This window comes from Vibrio sp. 10N.261.45.E2 (assembly GCF_002875705.1).
Lineage (GTDB): Bacteria > Pseudomonadota > Gammaproteobacteria > Enterobacterales > Vibrionaceae > Vibrio.
The window spans coordinates 43,303-67,098 of the sequence record NZ_MCZZ01000080.1 but is presented as its reverse complement, the minus strand read 5'-3'; the positions used below and the strand labels follow the sequence as shown (position 1 = coordinate 67,098).

Annotated in this window: 21 protein-coding genes; 6 read left to right on the top strand and 15 right to left on the bottom strand. The window is 44.8% G+C overall.

The window, feature by feature from the left end:
• Window positions 1-78: 78 nt before the first annotated feature.
• The gene (locus tag BCT34_RS04400) at window positions 79-1,392 is read right to left on the bottom strand and encodes a MipA/OmpV family protein (protein ID WP_076652986.1); all 1,314 of its coding nucleotides are present in this window, start codon (window positions 1,390-1,392) and stop codon (window positions 79-81) included.
• Between the two features lie 81 nt (window positions 1,393-1,473).
• Between BCT34_RS04400 and BCT34_RS04395 the strand changes: the two genes are divergently transcribed.
• The 3 genes from BCT34_RS04395 to BCT34_RS04385 all read left to right on the top strand — a co-directional run bounded on the left by BCT34_RS04395 (window position 1,474) and on the right by BCT34_RS04385 (window position 4,534).
• Entirely contained in the window at window positions 1,474-1,938 is a 465-nt protein-coding gene (locus BCT34_RS04395) for a hypothetical protein (RefSeq protein WP_076652983.1), read from the top strand.
• A 23-nt stretch (window positions 1,939-1,961) separates the two neighbouring features.
• Complete coding sequence (locus BCT34_RS04390; RefSeq protein ID WP_076652981.1) at window positions 1,962-3,932, top strand: hypothetical protein; 1,971 nt, start codon at window positions 1,962-1,964, stop codon at window positions 3,930-3,932.
• Between the two features lie 152 nt (window positions 3,933-4,084).
• Window positions 4,085-4,534, top strand: coding sequence for a TerB family tellurite resistance protein (locus BCT34_RS04385; protein WP_076652979.1), 450 nt, complete (start codon window positions 4,085-4,087; stop codon window positions 4,532-4,534).
• A 31-nt stretch (window positions 4,535-4,565) separates the two neighbouring features.
• Here the strand turns inward: BCT34_RS04385 and BCT34_RS04380 are convergent, their stop codons facing one another.
• The 6 genes from BCT34_RS04380 to BCT34_RS04355 all read right to left on the bottom strand — a co-directional run bounded on the left by BCT34_RS04380 (window position 4,566) and on the right by BCT34_RS04355 (window position 9,697).
• Window positions 4,566-5,003, bottom strand: coding sequence for a hypothetical protein (locus BCT34_RS04380; protein WP_076652977.1), 438 nt, complete (start codon window positions 5,001-5,003; stop codon window positions 4,566-4,568).
• A gap of 5 nt (window positions 5,004-5,008) precedes the next feature.
• A complete protein-coding gene (locus BCT34_RS04375) occupies window positions 5,009-5,848 on the bottom strand; it encodes a helix-turn-helix domain-containing protein (RefSeq protein ID WP_083702794.1) in 840 nt (279 codons plus the stop codon).
• Window positions 5,849-6,144: 296 nt separating this feature from the next.
• A complete protein-coding gene (locus tag BCT34_RS04370; RefSeq protein WP_076652974.1) occupies window positions 6,145-6,840 on the bottom strand; it encodes a hypothetical protein in 696 nt (231 codons plus the stop codon).
• 15 nt (window positions 6,841-6,855) lie between these two features.
• Window positions 6,856-7,212 carry an antibiotic biosynthesis monooxygenase family protein gene (locus BCT34_RS04365; RefSeq protein WP_076652971.1) on the bottom strand — a complete coding sequence of 119 codons (357 nt, stop codon included), beginning with the start codon at window positions 7,210-7,212 and terminating at the stop codon, window positions 6,856-6,858.
• A 328-nt stretch (window positions 7,213-7,540) separates the two neighbouring features.
• A complete protein-coding gene (locus BCT34_RS04360) occupies window positions 7,541-8,071 on the bottom strand; it encodes a 3'-5' exonuclease (protein ID WP_076652969.1) in 531 nt (176 codons plus the stop codon).
• A gap of 87 nt (window positions 8,072-8,158) precedes the next feature.
• Window positions 8,159-9,697, bottom strand: coding sequence for a sensor domain-containing diguanylate cyclase (locus BCT34_RS04355; protein WP_076652966.1), 1,539 nt, complete (start codon window positions 9,695-9,697; stop codon window positions 8,159-8,161).
• Between the two features lie 350 nt (window positions 9,698-10,047).
• Here BCT34_RS04355 and BCT34_RS04350 point away from each other — a divergent pair, with 350 nt between their 5' ends.
• From BCT34_RS04350 to BCT34_RS04340, 3 genes are all read left to right on the top strand, one after another.
• On the top strand, window positions 10,048-10,680 hold the full coding sequence (locus BCT34_RS04350; protein WP_017091262.1) for a DUF2760 domain-containing protein: 633 nt from the start codon (window positions 10,048-10,050) through the stop codon (window positions 10,678-10,680).
• Window positions 10,680-12,641 carry an Hsp70 family protein gene (locus BCT34_RS04345; protein ID WP_076652964.1) on the top strand — a complete coding sequence of 654 codons (1,962 nt, stop codon included), beginning with the start codon at window positions 10,680-10,682 and terminating at the stop codon, window positions 12,639-12,641. The genes BCT34_RS04350 and BCT34_RS04345 overlap by 1 nt, the downstream gene beginning before the upstream one ends.
• Window positions 12,642-12,794: 153 nt before the next feature.
• Complete coding sequence (locus BCT34_RS04340; protein WP_076652962.1) at window positions 12,795-15,647, top strand: Hsp70 family protein; 2,853 nt, start codon at window positions 12,795-12,797, stop codon at window positions 15,645-15,647.
• Window positions 15,648-15,803: 156 nt separating this feature from the next.
• On the opposite strand, the gene BCT34_RS04335 is transcribed toward BCT34_RS04340, so the two are convergent.
• The 8 genes from BCT34_RS04335 to BCT34_RS04300 form a co-directional block, all read right to left on the bottom strand.
• Window positions 15,804-16,019: a hypothetical protein gene (locus BCT34_RS04335; protein WP_012604204.1), complete on the bottom strand. Its 216-nt coding sequence runs from the start codon at window positions 16,017-16,019 to the stop codon at window positions 15,804-15,806.
• Window positions 16,020-16,274: 255 nt separating this feature from the next.
• Window positions 16,275-16,748 carry a DUF2947 domain-containing protein gene (locus tag BCT34_RS04330; protein ID WP_048664809.1) on the bottom strand — a complete coding sequence of 158 codons (474 nt, stop codon included), beginning with the start codon at window positions 16,746-16,748 and terminating at the stop codon, window positions 16,275-16,277.
• Between the two features lie 152 nt (window positions 16,749-16,900).
• Window positions 16,901-17,488: a ribosomal protein S5-alanine N-acetyltransferase gene (gene rimJ, locus BCT34_RS04325; RefSeq protein WP_076652959.1), complete on the bottom strand. Its 588-nt coding sequence runs from the start codon at window positions 17,486-17,488 to the stop codon at window positions 16,901-16,903.
• 18 nt (window positions 17,489-17,506) lie between these two features.
• Complete coding sequence (tyrR, locus tag BCT34_RS04320) at window positions 17,507-19,051, bottom strand: transcriptional regulator TyrR (RefSeq protein ID WP_076652956.1); 1,545 nt, start codon at window positions 19,049-19,051, stop codon at window positions 17,507-17,509.
• A 123-nt stretch (window positions 19,052-19,174) separates the two neighbouring features.
• Window positions 19,175-20,227, bottom strand: coding sequence for a TIGR01620 family protein (locus BCT34_RS04315; RefSeq protein ID WP_076652954.1), 1,053 nt, complete (start codon window positions 20,225-20,227; stop codon window positions 19,175-19,177).
• Window positions 20,228-20,241: 14 nt separating this feature from the next.
• Complete coding sequence (locus BCT34_RS04310; RefSeq protein ID WP_076652952.1) at window positions 20,242-21,615, bottom strand: YcjX family protein; 1,374 nt, start codon at window positions 21,613-21,615, stop codon at window positions 20,242-20,244.
• Window positions 21,616-21,814: 199 nt separating this feature from the next.
• On the bottom strand, window positions 21,815-22,000 hold the full coding sequence (locus tag BCT34_RS04305; protein WP_004734731.1) for a hypothetical protein: 186 nt from the start codon (window positions 21,998-22,000) through the stop codon (window positions 21,815-21,817).
• Between the two features lie 164 nt (window positions 22,001-22,164).
• Window positions 22,165-23,682, bottom strand: coding sequence for a fumarate hydratase (locus BCT34_RS04300; RefSeq protein ID WP_076652949.1), 1,518 nt, complete (start codon window positions 23,680-23,682; stop codon window positions 22,165-22,167).
• Window positions 23,683-23,796: the final 114 nt, after the last annotated feature.

The window sequence follows — 23,796 nt, the reverse complement described above, 5'->3', positions numbered from 1 at the left end:
ACAGGAGCTATGAAAGCGAGGTCAAGTGTAAGTCGTACTTAGTAAACTCTGGTTTAAAGCTAACGTTAAAAACTGCGCTTAAAACTCATATTGGAAGTAAACCGTGTTGTAGTTGCTGCCGCCTTTGATACGACCAAACTGAGAGGCGTTTTCAAAGATCGCAGAGCGATGATGCAACGAGTAGCCGAACCACAAGTTGTTCAAGTCATTCTTACCAATCAAATCACCTACATTAACGTCGAATGAGAAATCTAAGTAATTCAACAGATGGCTTGCTGTGTAACCTTTACGGTCCATTTCAGAGCCTTCGATATACGTAATCGAATCAATGTAAGACATACCTTCCGCTACACCAAATCGCCACTGAGTTGGCCAATTAAATGTGTAGTAGGCTTTGATCGCAATGATGTATTCGGTGCTACTCGACTGAACCTCTGAACTCCAGTGGTGAGCAATACCCGGCGTTAGGTAGATGTCCAATGGGAAGCCAAAGATCTCATCCGTTAACGGGTGGCCATAGAAGAACGAGGTCAACTGGTTGTTGTATTCGTCTTTCTCTGTGTTGAACTTCATGATATCGCCAATATTCGATGGCGTTGCCCAACCGTGTGCGACACGTAAATACGGTGCATTGCTTAACTTAGGTTTCGGTGCTTTCTCTTTATCGTTAAAGAAACCAAAGCCTAGGTACAATTCACCTTGATAACGGTCTTCGACAATCGACGAATCGTAAGCGTTATCATCCAATCGAGTGACACTGGTCGAACCCAATAAGTATAAGTTTGAAACTACATGGTAACGCGCTTCAACACCGACATTTAAGTCAATACCTGCACCAATGCTTTCACTCGCTGGAGAGTAATACTCACTGTTGAAGTCAGCACTCTTATAACGCAGTGTCGCACTAGGGTAGAACTCCCAATCACCTGTCTCATACTTGGCTTCAGCACGTAAGTTACCGTGGAGGTTGAACTCACTGTCACTCATGATTTCTGTTTCAACAGCCCACTGCTCGTCCAACTGGTACGCGAGTTGTCCACCGAAGTCAGCGGTATCGCCCTCAATCGCATTCTGCTCAGATGCTGGAATATCGATAAACCGCATGCGAGAAATAGCATTGAAAGACCATTTTTCATCATCAGTTTGGTAAAGGAAAGCCCCCATTTCCGTGCCATCAATGAACACATAGTCGTTCTTGAAAAACAGCATTGGAACAAACGAACTTACGGTCTTATCACCACCTGACGTGTCATAAGGGATACTCGCAGTACGGAACATTGCTGCAATGCCCCACTCTTGCTCTTCAGCGGCCCACACATTAGTGCTTAGGAAGGCGCTACCAAGTAGAGCCGCTCCCGATGAAGAGAGAACCGGTAAATATTTGAGCTTCATTCTTATGTAATTACTCTTTGTAATAAATATTGTGTTACTGAATAGACATTTATTAACCATGACGGCTAACTATTTTTAGGTTTGCTCGGCATTGACCGTTACAATGTAGAATATTCTCGGTTAAATGAAAGTATTGTGAAAGTCTCCGAATTACAAAACATTATAGATCACTTACCCAAATATTCCGATCCAGATATTGTTATGGGTGAGGCGTGGTTGCCTGAGCGTTTGGTGAATACCAACCTAGACTGTGACATGCTATTTCTTGAATTCGATAATGCCCCTGAAGACAATCAAGGGGACGAAGAAGGTCGTGGTTTTGTTGAACACGAAATCGCGATGATTCGTGAAAAACTAGAGCAAGTATTAGACGACACATCCGATACCAAGACAAAAGCCGATGCCTTATTAGCAATATTTCTAATGGGTCATGAACTTTCTAGCTCGGAAGTTATCGAAATCCTGGAATCTACAGAGCCAGAAATTGAACCCAATGAGCATGAAATGGCCGTTCCAGAACTCAACACCCAAGCTCTAAACGACTAACTACCACAGATTTAGGAACCGACTTGAAACGCCCGATGACATCATCTCTTCCCTTCTTACTCGCAGGCCCTATTTTAAGAAAGACTACCGCTACTGAAGTTGTTCTTTGGGTCGTCACCAGTTCACCATTGAATGGTAACGCTGAGCTATACAATCAAAGCCAGGAAGCACCTTTTTATGCATCGCCACTTGGTGAACACGAATCGATTCAAATCGGCACACATGCATGGGTAACGTTAATTCGTTTACAAGGTGAGTTCCCGACGAATACGCCTCTTGAATATGACATTCACACAGAATCAGGTTCATTAAAAGAGCTCGCCCCTCACCTCGTTTACAACGGCAAATCTCGCGTTGAGTTTAAGATATCGACCTCGGCTGATTACATTCTGCATGGCTCTTGCCGTAATCCGCATCATCCAAGTAAAGACAGCTTAGTCGCAGCAGATAACAAGATTGCTGATCAAACCGTTATTGAAAGACCCGATATGCTGATGATGAGCGGCGACCAAATCTATGCTGACCATGTGGCAGGTCCAACGCTCGATGCTATTCAACAAGTGATTCAGTTGCTTGGGTTAGTTGGTGAAAGCTTGCCAATCGACTCACTGGACAGCAAAATCAGCAGCAGTGAAGCCCTGTTTAGCAGCGACTACCACCTCTACCAACGTGATCATTTTCTGCCACACCACAACACGTCGGATTCACTGCTCGATAAATTGTTCCCCAAACGTGGCATCCCTATCTTCAGCTCGACCGATTGTGAAAACCACTTGGTCACACTGTCTGAATTTATCGCCATGTATTTGTTGGTTTGGTCTCCGACACTATGGCAATGCATCAACCGCGAACGACTGATCGAAAACAATTTCATGCAAGCTGGTCGACCATTGACGCCAGCAGAGCAGCAACAATGGCGTGATGAGAGCATCATCATTGATGACTTCATCGTGGGCCTTCCACAAGTGCAGCGTCTGTTTGCTCATATTCCAACGTACATGATCTTTGACGATCACGATGTTACTGATGATTGGAATCTTACCGTAGGCTGGGAATATGCTGTCGACCAAAACCAGTTCGCCACTCAAGTCATTGGTAACGGTCTCACTGCCTATTGGATGTGTCAGGGCTGGGGAAACAAGCCGGAAAGCTTCAACGAAGAATTCATCGAACAAGCAAAACAGCTTTTTGTTCATAAAGATCATAATGAAGCCAGCGATGCTTCGACTTCTCACTCTTTGGGAGACATCGAGCCAGACAAGCACCAAGCCTTCATTGAGATGCTGAGCCGCTTTGAAGAGTGGCATTACACAATAGATACCTCACCCAAAGTCATTGTTTTGGATACTCGCACGCGTCGTTGGCGCTCAGAGTCTCGTATGAATAAACCTTCGGGTTTGATGGACTGGGAAGCCCTTATTGAGTTTCAACATCAATTGCTGCATCAAGACAAAGTGGTAATTGTTTCTGCTGCGCCTATGTTTGGCGTGAAGTTTATTGAAACACTGCAAAAAATGGCAACGACGATAGGTAAGCCATTGGTGATTGACGCTGAAAACTGGATGGCGCATCCGGGCAGTGCGAATACGCTTATTAGTATTTTTACCCATACTAAAACACCGACCAACTTTGTGGTACTTTCTGGCGATGTTCACTACTCCTTTGCCTACGATATCAAACTTAGGTACCGTCGCAATAGCCCGAATATTTATCAAATTACCTGTAGTGGCATTAAGAATCAGTTCCCTGCTCCGCTACTTAAATTCTGTGATGTTTGGGACCGTTTGCTATACAGCCCTCGCTCCGTATTGAACTACTTCACGAAGCGTAAACGCTTGAAGATCGAAAAGCGAAGCCCTGATAATCAGACTTTCTATCGCCTTTCAAACCGCAGTGCAATTGGTGAATTAAGGCTAGACACCGATGGGAAACCGCAATCGATCACGACACTCAGTGGCGACGGCAAAATTACCCGTTTCCCGGAGCCAGATTGATAAACTGCTTCTTATCGCTCTCGGATCCGTAATGTCAGTTTTTAGTAAAGATGCTTGCGATCACACTCTGTAGACCCAATAGTTATAGTTATACTTGTAGTTATAGCTATCAGCGTTACGGAACCCGATACAAATTTTAACTGGAGCTCGTTATGTTCAATTCTCTCACATCAATGTTTAAGCAATTGATTGAAGGCCAGGACCTAAGCAAAAACCAAGGCACATCGCCAAATATCGCCATCGCGAGTTTGTTGTGTGAAGTCGCGGGAGCCGACCATCAAATCAATGAATCTGAAAGAGTCGCTAAACTTCAGCTTCTTCAACGCTTACTGGATTTAGACGAAGAACAAGCAAAAACACTGTTAGAGCAAGCGGAACCCAAAGTAGAGCAATCAGTATCGCTATATGACTTTACATCGCAACTCAGAGACCTTTCTCAACCAGTGCGAATCGATTTAATCAAAGCGATGTGGGAAGTGGCGCACGCAGACGGGGAAATTGACCCTATCGAAGACTCTGTGATCCGTAAAACAGCAGAACTGCTCTACGTCGACCACAGTGATTTTATTAAGACCAAACTGAACGTTCTCGGTAAAAGCTAACCTAGCGAGTTCTCTTTTTAGATGGCTTCCGTTAGCGTAAACGGTCGCCATGCATAATGCCTTTAAGCTCTAACGGCGTGCCCTTTTTCGTAATGTAAAGGCCGCGCTGATTTGATACCAAAATACTACGCTTACCTTGCGTTTGCTGAATAAAGTAATGCTTGATACTGAATGTCTGTTTGTCTTGAGGCTGGTCTTGATCTAGCTGGTAAAGGTAATAATGGTTTCCCCAACGTAAAAAGACACCAAACATTTGCTTGGTTTGAGCCACATTCCCATCCACATCGTATCCAATGTACTGCATTTTGACTCGACCATTTTCTAATCGAAGTGAGACTTTTTCCCAACCTACCATCGGATATTCAGCAGAAAACTTATAGGTACTTTTGGTTGCGAGCCCAGAGATTAAGCCTACATTTAGAATCACAAAAAGCGTTAACAAGATAGGCATCCAAAATTTACGATTCATATCCGTTATCCTCGCTCTTCTTCATTGTCGTCATCACAAGATAGTGATTTAAACTGGTGGCTCATCTCTTTCCAGTGCCCATTGATCAAAGCAACGGCTTGAATGTTCTGGCACCCAACACCGATACGATGCAGATAGAGCGACTCTACACCGAGCTCTGACACGGTATTAAGCTCAGTTAAGAGCGCTTGATCAAAATTCAAACTATCGTGATAAACATCCATGCCGCGATAGTCAGTTTTCTCCATAAAGAACGCAAATTGATAAAACAACATCACAAGAAACGCGCTGACTAATAGCCCGGCGATACGAGAACGATGACGAGCGATCCAATGTGGCACCTGATGTTGTTTAGACGAGTTCGGTTGCTTCGCTAATACAGACTCATGTTCATTATCGTCACGTTCAGAACTCGATCTCTTTGAAGCCGAAGGTTCGCCAAAAACTGTAACTAAAGGTGCTTCATATTGAGGCGCTTCAACTTGAACACCCGAGGTGGGTGTCGATAAGTAGCCAGTAGGCTGTTGAGGTCGGCTAAAGCTGTACCCTTCCTTTTGCACCGTTAAAATTTTGCAATCGCACTCTATTGAATTTAAGGCTGTGCGAATGTTCTTCACCGCGACATTAAGCGAACTGCCCGTAACCACCCGGCCTGGCCAACAGTGTTCGAGCAAAAAATCTCGACCAACGGCTTTTGGGCTGTTCTTCACCAAGACCTCAAGAATCAGGGCTTCTGAGGGAGACAAGGTAACGCGCTTGTTCAAGTTAGAATCAATGAGTGTGTTGTTCATCATCTCGATACCTGAAGCGTCTAAGATGATTTTTTCAGGGCTACTGGCGTTCATTTCGGCGAGGTGTTCATAAATAAAAATGTCATCAAAAAGGTATTTGTTTAGTCGAGCTAATGCCAAACCATACATAGAAAAGGATTGTGATAAGTTTAGCCAATAATTAAGCCAAATATAAGATCAGCAAGTAACAAGTTAAAATAACAATAAGGTGAGCCAGTTATACAAACTCACTCACCTTAATATAAAGCCTAGCCATGAGTTCAAATAACAAGGTCTAAAGAACTGAAGCTACATTGAATGATATCGATAACTCTTGTTTTCTGTAGCTTTCATTTTCTAAGCCCTCATTTCTATATTTCTAGCTTAAAGCCCAGTTCATTGACCATGACTTCAGCAAAGCCTAGCTTTACTGCATTCAACTGGTTGGCAACTTCGCGCGCTTGCTCTTCATTTTTAGCCAATATTGCCATTGAGTAAATTGGTCTGATCATCGCTTTTTGGTTTGGCTTCTCTTGGGCTATTTCTTGATGTTTTAAATAAGCAGAAGTAATCACGCCTTGAGCGCTCCAATCGACAACCATTTGTAAATCTTGGCTAATTATCTCGTCGACAATGAATTGATTCTCAGGCTCTTTCCAAGCGAGTTCGACTGCGTAGTTTTTGAAAGCGACTTCGGTGTTTAGCCACTTATTACCGATGTCTCTGATTTCGGTAACTTCGACAAGCTCCTTAAATTGAAATGGTAGATTGCCAATCAACTCTCTGACGTGCTGCTCACTGTCCGCTTCAATCACAAACTTGATGATCGGAAATTTCTGATCTCCGATAAAGCTTTCTGATACGAACATGTCGTGGACCAAGCCCGCATCAATTAAGTTCGCGAAGGCTTTTTTCTGATGAGGCATTGCCTCAAATACTGCTTGTGCGTCATCGGTTTTCCAAGCCACAGACACGCCGTATGCCGCAGCATGACTATAACTAGAAAATAGAAGGGCTGAGAATAGAAAGCTAAAAATAGCTAAAAAGGTTCCTAGGGTTGTTTTCATTATGTGGTTTCCTGATTAGTCGCGAACAATTTCATACAAGTTAGGGTCAGCAGAAACCCCTTCGATTTTTAAAGGTGGTAACTCTTTTCTCATCGCCTGTATCGCATCATGGAATTGCTTCTTACTTTCCCATTCAGCGACATTGATGAAGCGGTAAGTTGCGTCCGAGCTTAAAGAACGGTGTAACTTGGTCGATAAGTACCCAGGTTGTTGTTCTAATATGTCTCTTGCACTTTCCCAATACGCTAAAGTGGCGGCCTCATGGGCTGGCTCGACTGAAAAGGTGTTAATCAATACAACAGGTTGTGCCGAAACCAATGCACTTACGCTGAGTGCCGCCAGTGCAAACCCATATTTAATAATGTTCTTCATCCTATTCTCCTTGTTTTGGGTGAGCTAACGCTATCATCTCGCCCTACCCAATCAAGGCTGCAACCTGCGATTTAATATTAATTAAAAAGCTAAATTTCAAACCGATATTCTTCACTCGTAAAATAAGCGATGTAGCCATTCACTATTGACAAACCACTCGCTGAAATGAGCTTTCTTTGGAAAGAAATTCTCCGTGAATTAAAGACAATTCCTCCTGAATAACAGGCATAAAAAAACCACCTAACAAGTAGGTGGTTCTTAATTTGAATAATTCACAAGAATCAGGCTGGTTTCAACTTTTAGCCAAATGCTCGTCTAATGCAAACCGCTAGAGCATAGTCAGTGTCAGCTTAGCCAAATTATAAGCATCAACATACCCCGAGTGCTGACGACCTTCCCACTCAATGTTTTTTGCTTCTTGAGCGGCGCGGTGACCAATGCGTTTGTCTTTCAATCGATTCTGAACTCGGTAAAGTGTAGCGATATTCAAGAACTCGCTGAACGGAGGTTCGATGCCTTTCTCGATACACTCTTTGTGTAAGATAAGGTCGTCACGCCCCCACGCTGCATAGATTTTGTTTGGGCCCCCGAAGTTCTTGATCATCGATTTGATAACAGACGCTAAAGGACGCCCCTGCTTTTCGATTTTACGCGGGGTAATGCCGGTTAGTTCGGCACAGAACAGAGAGACTTCGTCTTTTTCTGGCTTAACGTAGTATTGCGCTCGCTTCACGATGGTGCCTGATGCTAGATCAATCTCAGCAAGACCCACTTCAATGATCTCGCCTGTTGTTCCCACACCATTTTCGCTCCAACAGCACATTTCCAAATCGAAACACACCACTCGATTGTGATTCATACGTCGCCTAATTCTCTCGTCAAAAATTTTGTGAAATTGTACATGAGCCCAATACAGAACTCGACCCCAGTTGCATCAAGTGCTCATTTAGCCTGCAATTGTGACTCGATTTCGACCATTTGACTTACTTTGGTAGAGCATACTGTCTGTTTTTTGCAGCAGTTCTTCTGTGCCTTCATTGGTGTGAATAGCCGCACCAATACTTAACGTGCAACTTAGCTGCTGCCCTTTATGCTCGCAATGTGAGTGACTCACTGTATTCAAAATGCACTGCAAGTAACGGTCTAGTGCTTCATGGTTGGAAATACTGGAAATGATACAAAACTCGTCGCCGCCCAAACGGAACAGGTTATCCCCTTCTTTCAAACTTACCGAAATCAACTTAATGACATGAACAAGCAAAGCATCACCAGCAGGGTGACCAAACTGATCATTGATGCCTTTAAACTTATCGATATCAAACCCAATTAAGCTAAATGGCTCACTATGCTTAACCGCCCTATCAAACATCTTATTGAAAGCACGTCGGTTATAGATTTCCGTTAAGCTATCGTGGTTCGCTAGGAATCGGAGCTCTCTCGTTCTTTTTTCGAGCATTCGGTACAAACGCTCTTTCTCTCGAATTTGCATGTTAACGATGTACGCCAACAACAATGAGATGGTTGTTCCGACCAATGCAATTCCTGTCAGTACAAGGTAGCCATAAAAAGAGATGCAGGAATCTATCTTGTAATCGATCTTCCAATTTCGGTTGGTCAATTCGATGGTCTTAGTTATATGGTGCCCACTCACACCCTCATAACCTTGAGTTTCGAACAGAATTGGCGAGTCTTCAGCTTCAAATCCTGTATCAGTAACGCGAATGTAAACATCCATATCACCGACGGCAGATGCAAGTAGATTCTCAAAGTAATACGTAGTGCGCACCACGCCAATAACAACACCCAGTAAGTTGTCGCTTTCGCCTTCAAAGACTGGGTGATAAACCAACATGCCTGTCTTTGGTGTATCTTGAGTTAGGCCATCTTGAATCAGACGTACCTTGTCTGAAATATTTGCTTTTCGGGTCTGTTTAATGTTCTCTAAGACGCGTTTGAATCGCTCACGGGAAGAGTAAAAGCCGATGACCTTTGCGTTTGCTTCAGAGTTCGGATAGATATCGGTCGCAATGAAAGCAGGCTCTCCATTCAATATATAGCCATAGGTTTTTGCTTCGTGTTTAGGGATGGTAAACAGTTGGTAAAATGGATACTTTGCTTCCATTTGTGCGGTGTGTTCGGCAATCTCATCTGCCGAGACTTTCTGCATCCATTGTAAGCCAATTAGGCTCTTCGAACCGTTGATGGTCTGCTGTGCAAAACGATCGAATTTATCCCAATTTTCAGGATCATTAGAATAGAAGAAGTTTGCGCCAGAACCTATGTAAGCCACATCATTATTGATAAACGCTTCTAAGCTCAGTGTTTGTTGTTTAGCAAAGCTGTCCAAATTCATGTTCAATGCACGGTTTTGGTTGAGCATGACTAGAATAAAACACAACACTGTAATCATAAAACTGACCGAAAATACGACCAGTGGTAGCATTCGTCTCTTCAACCCAGTTATCGGGTCGGTAGTGTGCGGCATAGAGGTTCCAAATAGGCTTTGATGAGCACAAAGTATATAACGGAAGGGAATGATGCTCCATTTAAGTTTTCGTCCCAAAAATGACATAAAACGCGCGCACTTTACTTCGCCCTTACATCACAGGTTAACAATCGACCAAATCTCGACTAAATTTCAAGCTAACACACTCAAAAACTATTGGTTTGAAAACATAAATTACCACTCTTAAGCCTTGAATATGCTAGTATCCATCCATATTTATAGCTTGAAAGCGACCGTATTGGTCTTGTACCAGTGAGTTTCTTTCCAACCTGTATATTCCTTTGAACCGACGAATATACCGTTAAATCAATTTAAAGAGAAAAATCACTATGATCGTTGATTTGAACCTAATCCCACAGACGTTTGATATGCTTCACGCAGGTCTAACTGCATCAAGCGTTTTACTACTGCTAATTGCCGTTTCTCGTAAAACCAAAGTGGTTGAGAAAGTTGTAGAAAAACCAGTAGAGAAGATCGTTGAAGTTGAAAAGCCAGTTGAAAAAATTGTCGAAGTAGAAAAAGTTGTTGAAGTAGAAAGAGTCATCGAAAAAGTAGTAGAAGTTGAGTCTAAGCTTGCTACAGCACCAACAGATTCTGCAATGCAGCTACTGTCTATCATGCAGCAAGAAGCGCGTCTAATCGACTTCTTGAAAGAAGACCTAACGTCATTCTCTGATGAAGAAGTTGGCGCAGCAGCACGTGTTATTCACACTGGCGGTCAAAAAGTACTTGCTGACTACGTGACGCTTTCTCACATTCGCACTGAAGATGAAGAGACTCGTATCACTATCGCTGAAGGCTTCAACCCTCAAGAAATCCGCCTAACTGGCAACGTAACGGGCAATGCACCATTCAACGGCACACTAGTTCACAAAGGTTGGAAAGCAACTGACATGAACCTGCCTAAGCTTGCTGAAAACTACGATGCATCTGTGATTGCACCGGCAGAGGTGGAGCTATAATGGAACACCAAAATCATTCAGCTCAAGAGCCTTCGCAAGAGCTATCTTCTCAAGAGCAACATCAGGCACCAAAGTTCAGTGTTGGTATCGATTTAGGTACAACACACTGTGTTTTGTCTTTCATCGATACAACCAATGAAGATGCACGCGTTGAGGTGATGCCAATCCCTCAACTGACGGCTCCTGGTACAGTAGAAACTCGCAGCCAACTTGGCTCGTTCCTATACCAGCCGCACGAACACGAAATGGATGCAGGCTCTCGCGTTCTTCCTTGGTCTTCTGAACCTAAAGCTCTGGTTGGTGCGATTGCGCGTAATCTTGGTTCTAAAACCCCTATCCGTTTGGTAGCAAGTGCAAAATCTTGGCTATGCCACGGTGGTGTTAACCGTCGCGATGCTTTCCTGCCTGCAGGCAGCCCTGAAGAGGTTGAAAAAGTATCTCCGCTTAAGACAACTGAATTGTACCTTGAGCACCTTAAAGACGCTTGGAACCACGCTAACCCAGAACACAAACTGGCAGACCAAGATGTAACGATCACGGTTCCAGCTTCGTTTGATCCTGCGGCTCGTGACCTAACCGCTGAAGCTGCACGTAATGTTGGTTTCACTCACCTAACGCTTCTTGAAGAGCCACAAGCTGCTCTTTACAGCTGGATTGATAACAGCAACGATACATGGCGTGATGAGGTAAACGTTGGTGATATAGTGCTTGTTGTCGACATCGGTGGTGGTACAACCGACCTTTCGTTGGTTGAAGTAACACAAGATGACGGTAACCTAAGCCTGAACCGTATCGCAGTAGGTGAACACATCCTACTTGGCGGCGACAACATGGACTTAGCATTAGCTTACCGCCTGAAAATGAAACTGGCGCAAGAAGGCAAAGAATTAGCACCTTGGCAAGTTCAAGCGATGACTCACGCATGTCGTGACGCAAAAGAAGCGCTGCTTAACGATGCTGAACTTCAAGCTGTGCCAATCGTAGTTCCTAGCCGTGGTTCTAAACTGCTTGGCGCGACACTGAAAACAGAACTGACTCAGCAAGAAGTACAACAAACATTAGTGGATGGCTTCTTCCCTAAAGTTGCTGTAACTGAGCACCCTGTACAAAAGACGCGCGGCGCACTGACTCAAATGGGTCTGCCTTACGCTCAAGACGCGGGCATTACTCGTCACATTGCTGCATTCCTTTCTAAGCAAGCGAACGCGCTTTCTGGAAATAGCGAAGCCGCTCAACAAGATTTCAACCCGTTTGCAAACATGCCCGGTATGCCAGGTGCTGAAGCGCCTGCAGCAGACTTCATTAAGCCAACAGCAATCCTGTTCAACGGTGGTGTTCTAAAATCGAACCTGCTTGCTGATCGTCTTTCAGACACGATCAATGAATGGTTAATTAACGCAGACGCTGAGTTCGCGAAACAGCTATCAGGTTTAGACTTAGACCTAGCAGTTGCAAGCGGCGCTTCTTACTACGGCGCTGTACGTCGTGGCCAAGGCGTTCGTATCCGTGGCGGTATCGCATCTTCTTACTACGTAGGAATTGAAAGTGCGATGCCAGCTATCCCAGGTATGGCTCCTCCAATGGAAGCTTTGTGTGTTGCACCATTTGGTATGGAAGAAGGATCGAGCGTTCAAGTTCCTAGCCAAGAGTTTGGTCTCGTGATTGGCCAGCCAGTACACTTCCAATTCTTCGGTTCGACCACACGTCGTGAAGATGAAGCGGGTACACACCTTGATCACTGGGCACCGGAAGAGCTAGACGAGCTTCCTGAAATCCAAGTGACGCTGCCGGTTTCTGAAGGCCGTCGCGAAGGTGAAGTGGTTCCAGTTACTCTGGCTTCTCGCGTTACTGAGCTAGGTACCTTATACCTAGAAGCAATTGCCACTGACAACGGTCAGAAATGGCACGTTGAGTTCGACGTTCGCGAAGACTTGAACAACGACTCAAACGAAGAAGCATAATGTATCAACGGCACCTTAGCGGGTGCCGTTATTTTATCAATACCATTCCCAACTCAGTCCTACCTGTTTCTCAGGGATGACGTTTACAAATAACAACAATAAGACCAAAGCTATCAACACACTGGTCATCACTCTGGAAGAATAAGGTTTTGTATGGCAACTCCTCGTTTTTTAGTCGGCATTGACTTAGGCACAACAAATACGGTTGTCGCTTACTGTGAAATCAACGACGACCTACAACATGCTCCCGTTTCTCTTTTCGATATTGACCAACTCATCGGCCCCGGTGAAGTGGTTCGCAAGCCCCTACTTCCATCATTTCGTTACCACCCCGCACAAGGTCAAATATCCCCTTCAGACCTGACTATGCCGTGGGAGCCAAGCCCAGTTGAAGGCGATATTAAGAACGTTATCGTCGGTGAATGGGCGCGTGAATTGGGCGCTAAGGTTGAAGGTCGCCAAGTGTCGAGTGCTAAAAGCTGGTTATCACACCAAGCGGTTGACCGTAACTCCGACATTCTACCTTGGGCAGGCGCAGCTGATGTCGATAAAGTCTCGCCAGTTGTCGCGAGTGCAAGCTACCTGAATCACATTCGCCAAGCATGGAACTACCGCAACCCAAGCAACAAACTTGAAGACCAAGATGTTGTAGTGACGGTTCCGGCTTCATTCGATGAGACAGCACGTAAGCTGACACTCGAAGCCGCAGAGCTAGCCGGTTTAGGCAAGATCCTCTTACTCGAAGAGCCACAAGCAGTTTGTTACGACTGGTATGCACGTCACCAGCAAACGGCTGCGGAAGAACTCCAACAGATCCCGCTTATTCTAGTGTGTGATGTTGGTGGTGGTACCACCGATTTGAGCTTAATTGAAGCCAAATTCAATGCGGATAACGATGCGAACAACGGCGGTAATAACGAGCTAGCACTTGACCGTATCGGCGTTGGCGAACACTTGATGCTGGGTGGTGATAACCTCGATTTGGCCCTCGCTCACCTTGCTGAGCAGCGCTTCAATCAAAACAAAAAGCTGAATGCCTCTAGCCTAACCAAACTGATTCAACAAACTCGCGCTGCAAAAGAGAGCCTGCTTTCTGCCAATGCACCCGATGATGTGAAGATCACTATGCTGGGCAGCGGTTCAAAATTGCTTGGCGGTACTAAAAGTATTGGCTTAACCAAACAAGAAGTTCATCAAATCGCATTGGAAGGCTTCTTCCCACTGTCTGAGTTTACTGAAACACCAGATAAACGTCGTAGCGCCGTGGTTGAATTCGGTCTGCCTTACGTTGCCGATCCAGCAGTGAGTAAGCACGTTGCAGAATTCCTAACTACGCATCAACAAGTGTCTAAGGCTGCGTTAGAAAATTCAGATGCGGTTGAGTTCGATGATACCAAACCGGCCATCCCTGTGGGTGTGTTGCTTAATGGTGGTGTGTTCAACAGCGAACTTGTGACTGAGCGCATTACTCAGTTACTAGGCAATTGGAACGGTTCTCCAATCACAGTATTAGATAACCCTCACCCTGATTGGTCTGTTGCACTTGGGGCAGTTGCCTTTGGTAAAGCCCGCCGTGGCGCGCAGCTGAAAATCGGCGGTGGTGCTGCTCGTTCTTACTTCTTGCATCTACAAGAGAAGAACAAGATGGGTAAAGCGCTTTGTCTACTTGCCAAAGGGACAGAAGAAGGCCAAGAGATACGCTTAAACAGCCGCCGCTTCTCACTGACACTAGGCGAGCCAGTACGATTTAACCTACTGACTTCAACACACGATCAAATAGCTCACGAAACCGCTATTCAAAACGGTGTGATGGTCAATGTGGATGCCGACTTGTTCTCCCCTCTTCCACCGTATATTTCTACGTTGGAAGGTTCAGGTACCGCGGAACTTCAAGCCAACCAAAAAGAGCGTGTTGAAGTGCTGCTCGCTTGTCAGTTAACCGAAGTCGGCACACTAAAAATGGAGTGTGTGAGTACAGAAGATGACTCTAAGCGTTGGTTGCTTGAATTCGAAGTCAGAAACAAGCAAGGCGATGAATCCGATAACTCTAAACTTCATCCAAGATTGGAAGAGTGCAAGGAATTGATTTCTCGCCTCTACAGCGGCAACAAAAAGAGTGCGGAATCAAAAGAGATCAAGACCCTGTCTAAAGATCTTGAGAAGCGACTAGGTAAACGCGATGAATGGGATTTCACGACTCTTCGTCATCTGTTTGATACCTTCTCACTAGGGCGTAAACGTCGCCGTCGCTCTGAAGCACACGAGAAAAACTGGCTACGTTTGGCCGGTTACTCACTACGTCCTGGCTTTGGTGATCCAACGGACTCATGGCGTATTGAGCAAATTTGGGGTCTTTACCAACAGAATATTCAGTTCAAGAACCATCAAGGTTGGACGGATTGGTGGGTATTCTGGCGTCGTGTTGCTGGTGGGCTCAACCAAGAACAACAAGAGACTATCTTGGCTGACATCGCTAAATACCTTCACCCAGGCGCAATGAAGAACCCTAAGACAGCCAAAGATGCACAAGACAATGGCTATGAAGCCATGGTTCGTTTAGCTGCATCACTTGAGCAGCTTGAGGTTGAAGACAAAGTGTTGTTAGCAAGTTGGTTCTTAAGCAAAGCGATTAACCATAACCAATTTGAACAAGCGCACTGGTGGGCACTAGGTCGATTGGCTTCAAGAACGCCTTTGTATGGTAGCCAACACAGCGTGATTCCAAGAGAGCAAGCTGAACAGTGGTTACCGAAGCTGCTTGAACAGAACTGGCATAAAGAGCAGATGGTTGCCTTTGCTGCAGTGATGATTTGTCGTAAAACCGGTGACCGTCAGTTTGATATCTCTGACGACTATCGCAATCAAGTGATTGAGAAGCTTAAGCAAAGCAAGGTACCTGATTCATGGTTAACACTAGTGAATGAAGTGACTGAACTTTCTGAGAGCGAATCTAAGCGTGTGTTTGGTGATGCGTTACCAAGCGGATTAAGCCTGATTAATAACTAGGTTTAAAAACGATTAGCTTTAGTTGCTAATGAGTAAAGAAAAAGCCACTTTCGATTCGTTGAAAGTGGCTTTTTTACTGGTGGCTTAAGGCTGGTATGTATGATCGACTTATAGCTTTTTGGTTAAGAGCCTTAGCCGTGTTGCAGTTCATCATTGTTAATGTTTGGTTCCAGTTGGGTTGATAGGAAAATCCGTATTTTCATAAATGTCAGATAGTTTTTTCGGTTTCTTCTCTTTCGCTCCTTTGTTTGATTGATTATGAGTTTCGCTTAAAAGCCATTCCTCATGCATTTTTGCTGAATCCAAGAACTCTGGATCCTCCATTGCTTCCTTGCGAAGTTTATTTACACGTTCGAGAGTATCCCAAATCATAATACTTCACCTCCACTAAGGCAGTACTATAAAGATAGCCCAAATCCATAAAACTTCAACTAACCCAATGAGATAGCGATCTCAATTTCATAATTTACCGCTTTAAACAACCGGGAAATGGCCTCTTTAATTGGGCTCAAATAGCGGGACTTTCATAACGATCGTCAAAGATCAACAGGCACAAAAAAAGCGAGCTCGATGCTCGCTTTTGATCTGTCGTTTGTACAACGTAGACTTAATTAAATCATGCTGTAATTAAGCGCGGTTGCCGATTTTCACGGTACCGTTTGTAGCAAACCACAGTGCTTCTGAGCGACGGCGACCGAGTAGAATCGGGCCATCATCATAGAACAAAAAATTCTTCCAATGCTTCTTGAAGATCGCCCATTTGGTTTCAAGAACATTGTATTTTTCATAGCAAAAATAAACAGTTACGTCATCTTGCCAATCAATAAAGTTAAGAATCTCTTCTGGCATTTCTGGCTCATCTGCTTCCCAGTGTGCCATCCAGCTGATCTCTTCATTCCAGTTCGATGCTTTGCTTGGCCAGTCTTGCGAGCTTAGTCGTTCTGCGTCTGGGCTTTGAGGGCTCACGTTCTCTTTCCAGAACTGAGATGCTCTCGCCTGTGTCATTGGCTTAATCTTTTCCAAGTCCTCTGCCGGCAGCGGCATTGACTGGTGGGTGAAAATCCATTTTCTTTGGTATTCATCCAAAGTTGTGTATGACATCAAAATTCCTCAAATTTCTTCTTAGGCTTATGGATTTCCATGCCTATATGCTCTTTTTGATACGGTGACGGTTTCATTTTATCTATGTTCGTCACTGCCTCTAAATCTGTATTTACGCGTAAGTGATACTTACGCCTAATGACTATTGGCCTCTAAACAGCGCGCCTGTCTTCCCAGTTTGGGTTAACTAATGCCGTCAGTATATGGTCTTCCCATTTGCCGTTAATCTGTATGTAGTCTTTAGCAAAACCTTCTCGAACAAAACCAAGATGTTCCAATACACCAGCACTGCGTTCGTTGTGAGGCATGTAGCCCGCCATTAAGCGGTGCATGTTCTGTACATCAAACATGTAGTCTTTGGCCATGCTCAAGCCTCTGCGCATGTAACCGTGCCCCTGTGCGCTTTGCGCCAATGAGTAACCGACGTTACAAGCGTAAAACGGGAAACGAGACAAATTACTGAACGATATGGTGCCTAACATTTCATTAGAGTCTGCATTAATCAGTAAACAGTAATAGCCTAGCCCCATTTTATGAAGCTCGTTTAACTTGATCAGTCGCTGCGCCCAACCCGCTCTATCAAAAAACGCATCTTCGCGAATCGGTTCCCACGGTTTCAGGTACTCCCTGTTAACCTGAAAGTAATCGCTAATCATCGCTGCGTCGTCGATTTCAGCCGTTCTTAAAATCAGGTTTCCGTCATGCTTATAAATGCGCTCTGGTGTACTCAAATCTTCCATAATCTTGTTCTTATTCGATCAGTTCTTTCTGATACCGTAATCACGAAGCTTATTCGCAATTGAGGTGTGAGATACATTCAAACGTTTTGCAAGTTTACGGCTTGATGGGAAAGACTGATAAAGCTTCTCTAGAATCTGAGATTCATAGTCTTTCATGATTTCATCCAACGAGCCATCTAGGCTTAAGTTCGCCATTCCAGCTGTCATGGTTTCAAGCTGTGGCAAGTGAAATTGCTCAACCGTTAACGTGTCTGAGTCTAACTCTGTTAGTGCGCGTAGAACCATATTGTCTAACTGACGAATGTTGCCCGGCCATTGGTAATTACCAAGCTGATCGATTAACTCTTGAGTCAGTTTTGGTTTTAACATGCCTAGTTGCTGCGCGTACTTCGCCACGAAAAGCTCCAGTAAAGGTGCAACGTCATTTGAGCGTTCGCGCAGAGCTGGAATCGACAGAGTCAGTACATTCAAGCGGTAGAACAAGTCTTCACGGAACGAACCAGAGTCTGCTAATTCAGAAAGGCGATGGCGCGTTGATGCGATAATACGAACATCAGCGTGCATCTCTTCTTCTTCACCAACACGGCGGAATGAACCATCTTGTAGAAAACGCAGCAATTTGATTTGTAGATGCGGGCTCATTTCGCCAATTTCATCTAAAAATACCGTACCGCCGTTCGCTTGCTCGAAAATGCCTTTGTGACCTTGTTCATGGTTGAATGAACCCGGAGCATGGCCAAACAATTCCGTTTCTGCCACGTCATCAGGCATTGATGCGCAGCTTAGAATCAAGAATGGGAAAGAAGAACGGTTAGAACGGTTATGACACGCTTTAGCCAGCATCTCTTTACCTGTCCCCGTATCACCCTCAATCAGTAGAGGCTGATCCAGCATAGCCAATTTCTTAGCTTGGCTGATCAAGGCTTTATGGCGATTAGAGACACCAACAAAGTGTTCAAAACCTAAGTTATTCTGTTCAGGGATCGCATCTGGCGTGTTCATCTCTTGGTTACAAGAACGAATCGTCATTACTGCGCTCGCCAGTACCGCTTCGTTGACATCACCACCAAGGTAAATCGGCAAGATTTCGATAGAGAAATCTAAACCATCCAACACGACAACTTCACGATGACGTGTTACATCGCCTTCGATCCAACGAGCAAAGTTAAAACTAGGAACGAATGACGCTAGCGGTTCACCGATCACTTCGTCTTCTTGCTTGTTGAATAGGTTTAATGCAGCGTGGTTTGCCATATCGACTGAGCCTTTAAGGTCAATCGCAATCACGGGATCAGGTAGGTTTGCCAGCAGAGCAATCAGCTCTGTATTATGCCTTTCGCTTGGCATAAATTGGATTTTACGTACATCCTTCACACCTGAAATTCGGCGAATTTCAGCCATAAGTTCACTAAAAGCATCAAAATCGATATCAGGGCAGTTTAGGTAAATAATGCCTTTAACATCAATTTCGATTCCTCTTAAATCAATGCTTTTTGAGGCCAAGATATCGAGCAACTCACGCGTTAAGCCGAGTCTGTCTTCACACAATACTTCAAGACGCACAAATAGTCCTATTATAGGTGTCAGGATAAGTTGACAGTAGTGTGGATTAAGCTCTGAGTTCAGTCAAGAAGAAGAGTAAACATATGTTTACTCTTCTTTTCAAACTATTGAGTTTCAAACGCTTTATTTGAGAGTAATGCGCTTTATTTCTGAAAGGACGGCTTTACGGAGGTCAGCCAGTTTTACTTTTCGTTCGTTGTGCCACGGCATAGGACGCAGCAATGTCATGGCTTTTAGACCCAGTCTCGCAGTAAGGATACCGACACCTAAGCCCTGCCCTGCTCGAGCTGAAACTTTGCCAGCTAAGTCCATCGAGACAAGATCCATGCTCGCATCAATTGCCAGTTCACTCGCACCCGCAGCGGCCATGTTAATTAACACCAACTTAAACAACTTAATACGCGACCAGTAACCAAGCTCAATGCCGTACACGTCAGCTAGCTTGTCTATCATGGTGAAATTACGCCACGCCACCAGCAACATATCAGCAGCAGCCAACGGACTCACCGCGACCAAAACCGCCGATTCAGTCGAGAACTTAGTGACAATTTGAGTCGCCACTTTATCTTGTTGAGCGACAACCAAAGCATCGTACATGTCCAACACTTCAGCATCGCTGTGTGCTGGGTTGATGCTGTTTCGCCACTTATCATACGAAGGTGACTCGGCAATAATTCCGCCCTGCTTCGCGATGTTTTCACAGAATGCTTTGCCCTTGCCGACACTTTGGCTTTGGAGTAGCTCTTCACTCTGCTCTTGCACACTGAAGTGATCTTTAAGTGAGCGCAACTTCCACAGCTCTTTGCCTATTGCGCCTAAACCCAATGAAGCAATTGCAGCAATAAAGCCTGCCCAACCTAACGCCAGCCAATCGGCTGTTTGAATCGCGGTAATGACCGAATCAATTGCCTGCCAGCCAACTAAGCCAGAGAAAGCGACCAATAAACCCGTTCCAAACCACTTCTTCTTTTTGCTCGGTCGAATCACTTGTTCCAATTGTTGCTCAGCTTCACCATCAAGATCGGTTTCCACTTGAGGTGCAACTGGGACAAATTTCTCTTGTTCTGTGAACAGTTGTTGAGCGCCTAGACCCGGGCCAACATCGTTCTTATCTTGCTCATCAAAAGAGGTCTTCAACGGTTCATTAAAGACCTGCTTTGTTTTTAACTCACTCATTTTGATTGCCTCAATTACTTCAACTTGTCGCCAATGAGATACTCTAAAACCTTGTCGACTCTTAGGTGCTGACAAGGCTCATCGGAATGTTGCTCCATCGGTCTAAAGCTCGTGAAATCAAACTGGTTGGTATCCCAATACTGTTTGTTGGGCAACTTACGCGGCACCTCGCCCGGATACATGGTTTGAGGAACATTTTCCAAAGTCACACCTTGCAAGGCCGGAACATTGTCTGAGCCCGATGAGATATAACCCGCGCTAGTCGCTTGAATCGACGCGATGCTCATGCAACTCATGTCGATGTGTTCAAACGCCGCTTGTTGCCAAGCCGGATGCACCATCTGCTGTAACAGTGACACCAAGTTCGGATGTTGATCCGGTGTCACGTGGTCAGCTTTAGTAGCCGCAAACAATATCTTGTCGATCTTTGGTGCAAACAGGCGTCTTAAGATATTGCTTCGACCGTACTTAAAGCTCTTAAGCAACTGTTCTAAAGCACCACGCATGTCCATGAAAGAGTCATAGCCCGCATTAAGTGGCTGTAAGCAATCCACCAACACGATTTGTCTGTCGAACGTCGCGAAGTGATTCTTGTAGAACGCTTTCACTACCTTCTGTTGATACTCTTCGTAACGGGCCTTCAGCACTGCATAGTTACTCGTTTTTGAGAACTTACCCTCGGGTGCAATACACGGGAAGAATTGCAGTACAGGTGCGCCTTCAAGCTCACCGGGTAATACGAATCGACCCGGTTGTACCCAATGCAATCCGTTACTTTTACAAGTATGCAGGTACTGGGTATAACTATCGGCAATCGTGACCAGTTTCTTTTCGTCCGCTTCTGCTAGCAAATCGATATCACCACGCATTGCGTTCCACTGTTGCGAGTAGGTTTCTCTATCGCCCTTCAACGCGGCAAATTGAGATTGGCTCCAAGTATCGAAGTCCATGTCCAACAATGGTAAATCAAGCAGCCATTCGCCCGGGTAGTCAACAATATCAAGATAAAGGGTGCTGTTTTTACTCAGCAGTTTTTTTGCACCCTTAGCAGGCTTATATTTGATTGCTAGACGAATCTCACTGACATCGCGCGTTGGCACTGGCCATTCTGGCGGCTGAGAAGTGAGCGACTCCATAGCTTCATCATAAGAGAAACGCGGGATCATCATGTTGTATTGCGGAATGCGCTTTGCGCCAATAATTCTTCCATCTCTCGCCGATGCAAGCAGAGGTAGGTTTTTGTGGGTAGACGTATGAAGAAGCTGGTTAACCAGCGAAGTAATGAAGGCTGTCTTACCCGCACGAGAAAGCCCCGTGACCGCTACTCGAATGTGAGAGTCCGTTCCTCTACTTATAAAGTCACTCATTTCTTGAGTTAGGTGTTTCATTTGAACGACTCCGTGATAATTAGGCTAGCGAGTTAGAATAATAAAGAGGCTAACCTATGTTCTTTCCCAAATGGGACAGTTTGTATGCTTTTTCTGTTGCTGATGAGTATGCAATACACATTCTTAATGCTAGATGAATAAAAGCCCCTGACTACATTCATAATCAGGGGCTTTAGAATTTTTGCACGATATCCGACGTTTAATCGTCTTCAATCAACTTGTAGATAACAAACAGTGCAATCTCTGCAATTAGCCAAAGCGCACAAGTAATCGTTACGTATTTATTATCAAAGATACTAATCCCTTTCAAGATCAGGTCGTAGCCAACAAAAGCACCAATCACCACTGCCAAGATAATCTGTAGGATCTGAATAAAACGAGGCATTCCTCTCTCCTATGTTCTTATATCAAACTATGTGTTTATCACTATATCATTGATAATATGACAAAAGTGCAGATAATGCTGCACTTTTGTCTTTAACTTTCTGTCAAAAATTGCAATTCAAACGCTGAAGTTAGCGACAACTGCGAATTTTTGGCTTCGGTTAATTATGCTTTATCAGCTTCAGCAATCTTCACTTTCCACGTGTCAGGGCCGATCTGGTGTGCGTTCACGCCGTTAGAGTCAACCGCTACCGTTACTGGCATATCTTCAACTTCAAACTCGTAGATCGCTTCCATACCTAGATCTTCAAACGCAACTACGCGTGCTTTTTTAATTGCTTTCGCCACTAAATAAGCTGCACCGCCAACCGCCATTAGGTAAACCGCTTTGTGCTCTTTGATTGACTCAACCGTTGCGGGCCCACGTTCAGCTTTACCGATCATGCCCATAATGCCAGTTTCGTTCAGCATCATGTCCGTGAACTTGTCCATACGTGTTGAAGTTGTTGGGCCCGCAGGACCTACCGCTTCATCGCCAACTGCATCAACAGGGCCTACGTAATAGATGAACTTGCCTTTAAAATCGACACCTTCAGGTAAACCTTCGCCGCTTTCTAACATGCCTTGAATACGTTTATGAGCAGCATCACGACCGGTTAAGATCTTACCTGACAGAAGAACCGTTTCGCCGGTCTTCCACTCTTGTACGTCTTCTTTAGTTACTTCATCAAGGTTAACACGGCGTGTATTTGCGCCCGCTTCCCAAGTGATATCTGGCCACTCCTCTAGCTTAGGTGGCGTTAGCTCTGCTGGGCCGCTGCCGTCTAGCGTAAAGTGAACGTGACGCGTTGCTGCACAGTTCGGGATTAAGCATACTGGCTTAGAGGCTGCGTGTGTTGGTGCTGTTTTAATTTTTACGTCAACCACAGTCGTTAGACCGCCAAGACCTTGTGCACCAATACCCAACTTGTTTACACGGTTGAAGATGTCTAAACGAAGCTCTTCTTCTGCGTTCTCAGGGCCTTTTTCGATAAGCTCTTGAATATCGATGTGTTCCATCAAAGATTCTTTCGCTAGCACCGCTGCTTTCTCAGCCGTACCGCCGATGCCTATACCTAGCATACCCGGTGGACACCAACCCGCCCCCATTGTTGGTAGCGTCTTCTCTACCCACTCTGCAATATCGTCAGAAGGGTTTAGCATAACCATCTTGGTTTTGTTCTCTGAACCGCCGCCTTTCGCCGCGATTTGAATTTCAACTTTGTTGCCTGGAACCATATTAATGTGGACAACCGCTGGCGTGTTGTCTTTAGTATTAATACGCTTACCTGCAGGGTCCATTAGGACAGACGCACGCAATGGGTTATCTGGGTTGTTGTAAGCTTGACGAACGCCTTCATCAACCATCTGTTGTACTGTTTGATCCGTTTCCCACCTAACATCCATACCGATGTTCACGAAACAAGTCACAATACCCGTATCCTGACAAATTGGACGATGGCCTTCCGCCGACATACGCGAGTTGATAAGAATCTGAGCGATCGCATCTTTAGCTGCTTGGCTCTCTTCTTTCTCGTACGCTTTTTCTAGGGCTTGGACAAAGTCTAAAGGGTGATAATAAGAAATGTACTGAAGTGCGTCAGCGACACTGCTGATCACATCTTGCTTACGAATAACCGTCATTGCATGCCTCTTTATTGTTCTGGTTCCATGTGGGTTCACCGTTTGGCTATACATGCCAAATCGAATTAGGTGGTTTAGCTTTTTATTGTGTTGAGCTGTATTTAGTTGCTTTAG

What these genes read in the sequence shown, in the direction of transcription:
- BCT34_RS04375 (WP_083702794.1), bottom strand. Translation starts at nt 5,848, where the DNA reads ATGAACGCCAGTAGCCCTGAAAAAATCATCTTAGACGCTTCAGGTATC.
- BCT34_RS04380 (WP_076652977.1), bottom strand. Translation starts at nt 5,003, where the DNA reads ATGAATCGTAAATTTTGGATGCCTATCTTGTTAACGCTTTTTGTGATT.
- BCT34_RS04355 (WP_076652966.1), bottom strand. Translation starts at nt 9,697, where the DNA reads ATGCCGCACACTACCGACCCGATAACTGGGTTGAAGAGACGAATGCTA.
- BCT34_RS04370 (WP_076652974.1), bottom strand. Translation starts at nt 6,840, where the DNA reads ATGAAAACAACCCTAGGAACCTTTTTAGCTATTTTTAGCTTTCTATTC.
- BCT34_RS04385 (WP_076652979.1), top strand. Translation starts at nt 4,085, where the DNA reads ATGTTCAATTCTCTCACATCAATGTTTAAGCAATTGATTGAAGGCCAG.
- BCT34_RS04360 (WP_076652969.1), bottom strand. Translation starts at nt 8,071, where the DNA reads ATGAATCACAATCGAGTGGTGTGTTTCGATTTGGAAATGTGCTGTTGG.
- BCT34_RS04315 (WP_076652954.1), bottom strand. Translation starts at nt 20,227, where the DNA reads ATGAGTGAGTTAAAAACAAAGCAGGTCTTTAATGAACCGTTGAAGACC.
- BCT34_RS04400 (WP_076652986.1), bottom strand. Translation starts at nt 1,392, where the DNA reads ATGAAGCTCAAATATTTACCGGTTCTCTCTTCATCGGGAGCGGCTCTA.
- BCT34_RS04345 (WP_076652964.1), top strand. Translation starts at nt 10,680, where the DNA reads ATGGAACACCAAAATCATTCAGCTCAAGAGCCTTCGCAAGAGCTATCT.
- BCT34_RS04310 (WP_076652952.1), bottom strand. Translation starts at nt 21,615, where the DNA reads ATGAAACACCTAACTCAAGAAATGAGTGACTTTATAAGTAGAGGAACG.
- BCT34_RS04335 (WP_012604204.1), bottom strand. Translation starts at nt 16,019, where the DNA reads ATGATTTGGGATACTCTCGAACGTGTAAATAAACTTCGCAAGGAAGCA.
- BCT34_RS04340 (WP_076652962.1), top strand. Translation starts at nt 12,795, where the DNA reads ATGGCAACTCCTCGTTTTTTAGTCGGCATTGACTTAGGCACAACAAAT.
- BCT34_RS04350 (WP_017091262.1), top strand. Translation starts at nt 10,048, where the DNA reads ATGATCGTTGATTTGAACCTAATCCCACAGACGTTTGATATGCTTCAC.
- BCT34_RS04305 (WP_004734731.1), bottom strand. Translation starts at nt 22,000, where the DNA reads ATGCCTCGTTTTATTCAGATCCTACAGATTATCTTGGCAGTGGTGATT.
- BCT34_RS04365 (WP_076652971.1), bottom strand. Translation starts at nt 7,212, where the DNA reads ATGAAGAACATTATTAAATATGGGTTTGCACTGGCGGCACTCAGCGTA.
- BCT34_RS04300 (WP_076652949.1), bottom strand. Translation starts at nt 23,682, where the DNA reads ATGACGGTTATTCGTAAGCAAGATGTGATCAGCAGTGTCGCTGACGCA.
- rimJ (WP_076652959.1), bottom strand. Translation starts at nt 17,488, where the DNA reads ATGGAAGATTTGAGTACACCAGAGCGCATTTATAAGCATGACGGAAAC.
- BCT34_RS04330 (WP_048664809.1), bottom strand. Translation starts at nt 16,748, where the DNA reads ATGTCATACACAACTTTGGATGAATACCAAAGAAAATGGATTTTCACC.